Origin of the sequence: Lactobacillus laiwuensis (assembly GCF_019972835.1) — a bacterium.
GTDB classification, from domain to species: domain Bacteria; phylum Bacillota; class Bacilli; order Lactobacillales; family Lactobacillaceae; genus Lactobacillus; species Lactobacillus laiwuensis.
The window spans coordinates 20,621-27,085 of the sequence record NZ_BPPB01000012.1 but is presented as its reverse complement, the minus strand read 5'-3'; the positions used below and the strand labels follow the sequence as shown (position 1 = coordinate 27,085).

At 40.4% G+C, this 6,465-nt stretch carries 4 protein-coding genes; all 4 read right to left on the bottom strand.

Annotated features, from left to right (window positions below; genetic code table 11):
* Positions 1–145: 145 nt before the first annotated feature.
* The 4 genes from vprA to LDM92_RS08370 all read right to left on the bottom strand — a co-directional run bounded on the left by vprA (position 146) and on the right by LDM92_RS08370 (position 6,286).
* Complete coding sequence (gene vprA, locus LDM92_RS08385) at positions 146–1,591, bottom strand: vinyl phenol reductase (RefSeq protein ID WP_223902843.1); 1,446 nt, start codon at positions 1,589–1,591, stop codon at positions 146–148.
* 64 nt (positions 1,592–1,655) lie between these two features.
* On the bottom strand, positions 1,656–3,521 hold the full coding sequence (locus tag LDM92_RS08380) for an FAD-dependent oxidoreductase (protein WP_223902842.1): 1,866 nt from the start codon (positions 3,519–3,521) through the stop codon (positions 1,656–1,658).
* 29 nt (positions 3,522–3,550) lie between these two features.
* Positions 3,551–4,771: an MFS transporter gene (locus LDM92_RS08375; RefSeq protein ID WP_223902841.1), complete on the bottom strand. Its 1,221-nt coding sequence runs from the start codon at positions 4,769–4,771 to the stop codon at positions 3,551–3,553.
* Between the two features lie 30 nt (positions 4,772–4,801).
* Positions 4,802–6,286, bottom strand: a complete 1,485-nt coding sequence (locus LDM92_RS08370; protein ID WP_223902840.1) for an FAD-dependent oxidoreductase — start codon at positions 6,284–6,286, stop codon at positions 4,802–4,804.
* Positions 6,287–6,465 lie beyond the last annotated feature (179 nt).

Sequence of the window (6,465 nt, the reverse complement as noted above, 5' to 3'; positions counted from 1 at the left end):
CCTACTTTGATTAAATAAAAGATTAAAAAATCAATCTACGAGAAAAATCTATTTACACAAAAAATTTGACAGTTTCAAATGAGTTGGCTTTTTCGCTGGTATAATGTTTTATTTTATTATTTTAGAAATTATTTTTTTGATTATTTTACTTCCGGGCTGCAATTGCTTTAATTGCATTACGACCTGAAAAGATGCAATATCCTGCATGTGTCCCCGGAATATTAACACCGTAAGTGTCACCATAAAGAACTGCAGAGCCATCGCCACCAATAGCATACAAACCCTCAATAGGTCTGCCCTTTGTATTCAAAACTTCGTTATTGGTGTTTACGCGTAGTCCATCACCTGTAGTGTATGCACCTACACCTAATTCGATAGCATAGAATGGACCGTCACCATCTACTGGCAACATGTATTTAGCCGGTTTATGAAAATCAGTATCTTCACCATTTGCAGCCATTTCATTATAGTGCTTGACGTATGCCACTAGGTTAGGGGTATCAATTTCTCGAGCTAATTCTTCCAGCGTTGCAGCTTTATGCAGGTATTCGCGGCCTTCTTTTTCGGCTTTGGCAATATCATCACGCAGAGTGGGATATCTGTCTTCTGGAACAAATGGTTTCATGGATCTTGGATAAGACTTGTCAGTAAAGTCATCCAAGATCTTTTGGCTAAAAATGCAGAAGACGCGGTCTTGACGATTCATTGAATTGCCTTCATTAGCCCAGTTGACCACAGCTGCACTTTCGTCGACAAAGCGCTCGCCCAGTTCGTTAACCCACATTTGCGGTTGATCACAAACTGAACTCCAGATAGCAGTACCCCACAATTTAAATGATGGCACCGTCTTATCTTTCAGCTGACCGCCAAACATCATTGCCATTCCAGTAAAGTACTTCTTAGCACCTAACTTCCAAGCAAGTCTCAAACCATCCCCAGTGTTTTTACCAGAGTTAACTGGAATAATGTTGTCTGGATTTTGGTGAGGAGTACTTTCTAATAACTTTTGGTCATTTAAATAACCGCCGGTAGCAAGCACAACATTTTTGGCAGTAATTATTTTAGTATCTTTTTCAGCTACATTAGTCAGTGTCACATCAAAAGTGTGGTCAGAATTTTGCTTTAAGTCAGTCACTCTAGTTAATGTAGCTATGGTGATGCCCTTCTTCTTAGCATATGGTTCCAAGCCATTGTGAATGGCATCATGACCCTTGCCTTTAAACAAGTGCCAAGTCCTAGCTCCAGAGCCTAAATTTGCTACCATTTCAATTTTAGCACCATGATCTTCGAGCCAGGAAACATTTTTGCCGGCATTAGCAATATACTTTTGCCACATCTTGCCGTCTGCTTTGTAGTGCGAATAAGTTAACTCTTCTTTGAGCAAATCATCCTTATCAAGAGTTGCATTATCCTTTTTTTGCATTTCGGAATCAGCAGCAAAAACTCCCTCAACATAATTACCAGTACCGCCTGTTGTTTTACCTTTTTCAACCAGCAAGGTCTTTAAATTATTATCAACAGCTTCATCTGCAGCAGCAAAGCCTGCAAGTCCTGCTCCAACAATTATTACATCATATTTTTCTTGTGTCATAATTTGTTCCTCTAGTATAAATTATGTACAAATCAATTAATTCATACATAATTTTTGCCATAATCTACTTACCGGCTTTAGCAGTTTCAGCCGCATCAATTCCGGCTAGTCTACCAGAAATATAAGCAAAACCTAAAGTACCACCTTCAAAATCAACGTAAGCCTTGCCATACATTCCTGAGGCATCGGCACCAGCTACGTAAAGGTTTGGTACTGGTTCACCATTTGGAGCTAAGGCGTGCATTTTTTCATCAATGGTTGCACCACCAAGAGTGCCCAGGTTACGGGCAATGAATTTAACAGCGTAAAATGGACCCTGCTCTACTGGAATCATTCTCTTGGTATCAGAGAAGAATAAGTCGTCCTCACCCTTCTTCTTAGCGTTATTGTATTGCTCAACTGATTTGGCCAAATTATCTTTGTCAACACCCATCTTTTCAGCCAATTCCTCGATAGTGTCTGCAACAAAAATAACATTGGTTGAAGCCAGCTTATTTAATAGTGCAGTAAAGTCTGTCTTCTCGTGTTCGTGCTTAATATTTTCATCAGTATCCGTTGGGAAGTTAAATTCCATGTAAAACTGATGGCGATTCTTCCACTTGCCATAGTGGTCTTCAATTGCGACTGTTCCGCCTTCTTTAATCTTATCCAGCATTGCCTGGTCAAAGACAACGAATTCAGTTTGTTGTGGTTGTTCTGACAATTCTGCACCGTGAACAGCGAAATCTAGTGCATGGGTTTCACTAGCATAACGTTGACCACGGTTGTTAACACGCAAGTTAGGAAAATCAGCTAGGGCATTGACAGGCATCCAGTTTGGACCAACAAGTTTAGCCATTTCGCCAATATCCTTATCACTAAAAGTTTGCCAGAAGTAGTGCGTTGAACCGTTAATATGGTGAGCAGTTCCTGCATCCCAGGCCATATTCAAACCATCACCAGTATTTTGCAAAACTTGACCTTGTGTGCTGACGTCGCCAAGATACTTTTTGCGCATTTCAGGACTGCCGCCAAAGCCACCAGTTGCAATGACTACTTTCTTAGCATTAACGTGAAGCGTTTCTTCATCACCTTCGGCAATTAAACCAGTAACTTTACCTGCACTATCTTGCAACAATTTTTTACCAGCAAAGCCAAAGTACATCTTGCCACCGATTGACTTGAATTTTTCAATCAATTTAGTTACGGCCTTAGTGCCGCCTTCTTGATAGCCATGAAGAGTGGCTGGCATACCGATATGATCGTAACTACCGCCTGTACCAGCATCAACCAATTTCATAATTGCACCGTTTTCATTTAACCAGTCAACCGTCTTACCTGATTCATCAATAATGCGACGCACAAGAATTGAATTCATATAGCCTTGAGAAGCGTCCATGTATTCGTCATAAAGCCATTTCTTAGAAACGACTGCATCTTGATCTTTTTGTTGTTGACTATCACCAGCAAACATACCACCGGCAAAAGTAGTCGCACCCAGTGGTGAAATGGTTTTTTCAAATAAAGCAACGCTTGCACCATGTTGACGAGCTGCTAAAGCGGCTGCCACGCCTGCACCACCAGCACCAACTACTGCGACATCAACGTCAATAGTTTCTTCTTTCTTGCCAGCAGTTTGACCACCATTTTCTTTAAGGGCATCAAAGTCAACTCCTGCCTTATTCAGGGCTTCTTTAACACCTTCAATGATGCCTTGTGAAGTTTCAGAAGCACCAGAAACGACATCAACATCGACTGATTGCTGATCCACAATTTTTTGCGCCATTTTCTTAAATGCGTTATCAGCCAAACTGTCGGGAGTATATTTATCTAACGGTTTAACATTTACTATCTTGTCTGAGTCAACCTCGACTTCAAGGTTGATTTGACTTTCCTTACCTTGACCAGAACCGGTATACTTTCCTGGGTTCTCGGTTATTTTTTTTGACATATAAATGACCCCTTTCACTTTAAAAAATCTTATTCAGCATGACGACGAGCAGCGTTTGCGTCTGGTAAAACTGCCAGTACGATAATTTGTACTACAAAGACAAGACCTTGAATAATAAAGGTTAATGCATAGTTCTTACCAGCAATTGAAGAAATAATAACTGGCAGGAAGAATGATAAGAGCAGTGATACTGTCCCAACAAGTCCACCTGCACTACCAGCATTCTTAGGGCCGATCTCTGGGAATGTAATTGGCATAGCCTGCATAATTGGACCAGTCATAGCGCCAAAGACACCGCCGAGGATGAGGGCAATACTTAATGGCATTCCTAATGGAATATACCAGGTTACGGCCATCAAAAGACCACCAAGAGCAGTAATGACAATCATCATTGGTTTGGCCTTTTTAGCCTTATTAATAACAGCTGGACCAAAAAGTGAACCAGCTAAACTACCAATAGTAGCGACAGAAGCAACCACACCAGCAGCTGCAGGAGTCATTCCCCTAGCAGCAAATGCTTGGGGCAAAATGCCTGAAAAGGCTTCACTAGCACCCATACCAAAGCCCACAGCTAAAGCAACATACCAAGTTTTCTTACTTTTGGCAGCAGCCTTGAAGAATTCAAACGATGACTCAGATTTGCCTTGTTCTGTTTGAGGTTGTGGAACTTCTTCACCCTTAGGAGTGTCTTTAACAAAGATCATCCAGCAAACAGCTAAAACCAATAGTACCGTTGATGAAAAGATATATGCCTTTTCAACAGTCGGGAATAAAGAACTGGTAGCTTGGGATAGCATAATTCCGACACTGGCAGAAGCAAAGAAGACACCCATAGCTGTATTAGTATCTTGTTTAAACCAGGTACCAAAGATTTTCAAAGTATTAGCATTTAACAGAGCCATATAAACTCCAAAAAGTAACAGGAAAATAAACATTGTGATAAAGTTATTAGCAAAAAGGCGACCATATGCTCCTAGTACTGAGATAACTAAACCAACAGAAACGATTTTCTTAGCTCCGAACTTATCAGCAAGAGAGCCGGCAGGAATACTTAAGAAAACTGCTATAAGCATTGGTGCCATTAATAAACTTTGAAATTGTGCTGGTGAAATATGCAGTGCTGGCATAATTTGGACAGCTAAAGCAGAGATCTGAAATTGAATGTAACTACTAATTGCGTCAAGCAAGGCAGCTATTGCTAAGATTACCCACCTATAATTTGAAAGCTTAGGTAACTGTTTTTCATCCATGATATATAAAAACTCCTTTTATGATAAAAACTAATTTTCAGCAGCATATTGTCCGGCTAGACGACCAAAGGTCTGGGCGTGACTGCAAGTAAGGCCAGGAATTCTATCTGGATAACTGCCCCAGAAGAAACCACCACTGGCGTTACCAGCTGCGTATAGGTGAGGAATTGGATCACCATTCTGGTCAATAACTTCCATCTTAGTATTGATCCGTAAACCATCCAGAGTAGCAAGCAAGCGTCCGCCCATGATGACACCATAGTATGGCGCTTTATCTACTGGGAATAATCTGAACTTCTCTTTACCAAAGTCGGTATCTACGCCTTTTTCACACATTTCGTTATAGCGTTTAACACTGTTAACTAGGTTATCTTTTGGCAAATTCAATTTTTCAGCTAATTCTTCAATGGTATCTGCTTTCTTGACCAGGCCGTCATCAATTCTGCGTTGAATCTCTTCTTTGTTCTCCTCAGTATTGTAAATACCAGGCCAGCCTAAACGAGAACAACCTTGAGTATCAAATTGTGCCAAGTGATCCATAGTATCTTCAGACCAAATTTGTGCTTCCAGGTAGCCTGGTTGCTTAGCCATTGCATTAATATCAAATTGGTAAGGTACACTTTCGTTGCCGAAACGCTCACCTTTTAAGTTAACTTTTAGTAGTGGGTAAGCACCCATCCAGAAGTAGCCTGGATCCTTAAAGTCAATGACATAATGGTCTTCAGCCTTAGTGCCAACAGGAACTGCACCACGGTCAAAAATGATTTCAGCTGGTTCTTCATCGCGAGCGGCACCGACTTTAAGGCCAGCAAGAATACCTGAACCATCATCACGAGGTCCATCTGAATAAACATTCTTCTTGTAGCCAAGTGGATCCCATTTCTTCATCAATTCAACATTGGCACCGTAACCGCCAGTACAAATGATGACACCCTTATTAGCTTTATACTCAGTCTTTTCGCCACTTTCACGATCACTGGTAATTACACCGGTTACTGCACCACTATCATCTGTCACTAATTCTTCTAATCTAGTGTTGTATTTAAGGGTTACTCCTAATTCTTTAACCTTATCAATTACCCAATCGCCATAATGAGCCCAGCCATTATCAGGTGTTGCAATTGCTAACTCAGTATTGAAAGCTGTATTAACAACAGTTTCATAGTGGGCATCTTTTTGTGGTCTCAAAACACCGCCATTTGGTTTCAAAATATTATCTTCAAGCCAATTGGCAGTTTCGTCTGCATGATTTGCCCAAGTCCACAATAAACGTTCATCAACGTTATCTTGGAAGAACAAGGTTAAAAAGTTCATTAGTTTAGCTTTATCAACTTTAATTCCTGCTCTTCTTTGGGCGTTACTGTCCAACGCAGCAAAGAATGAACGGAATAAAAATCTTGAACTTCCTTGCTTATCAATCAGGAGAACTTTTGCTCCCTTTTCAGCAGCAGCACAAGCTGCCATTGCGCCAGCATTGCTGGCACCAGCAATAATGACATCATAAGTATTTTCCATTTTTATACCTCACTTCTTTAAACAAATCCTTTAACCGTTTTCATAATACTATGAATCAAGTGAATTTATGCACCATATTTAGAATTAAGAATTACTAAATGGAATACAGAACATAACAATTTAAAAGGGCAAAATAAAAATGCTTGTAAGATCAACGTTTAAGCGCTGATTACAAGCAT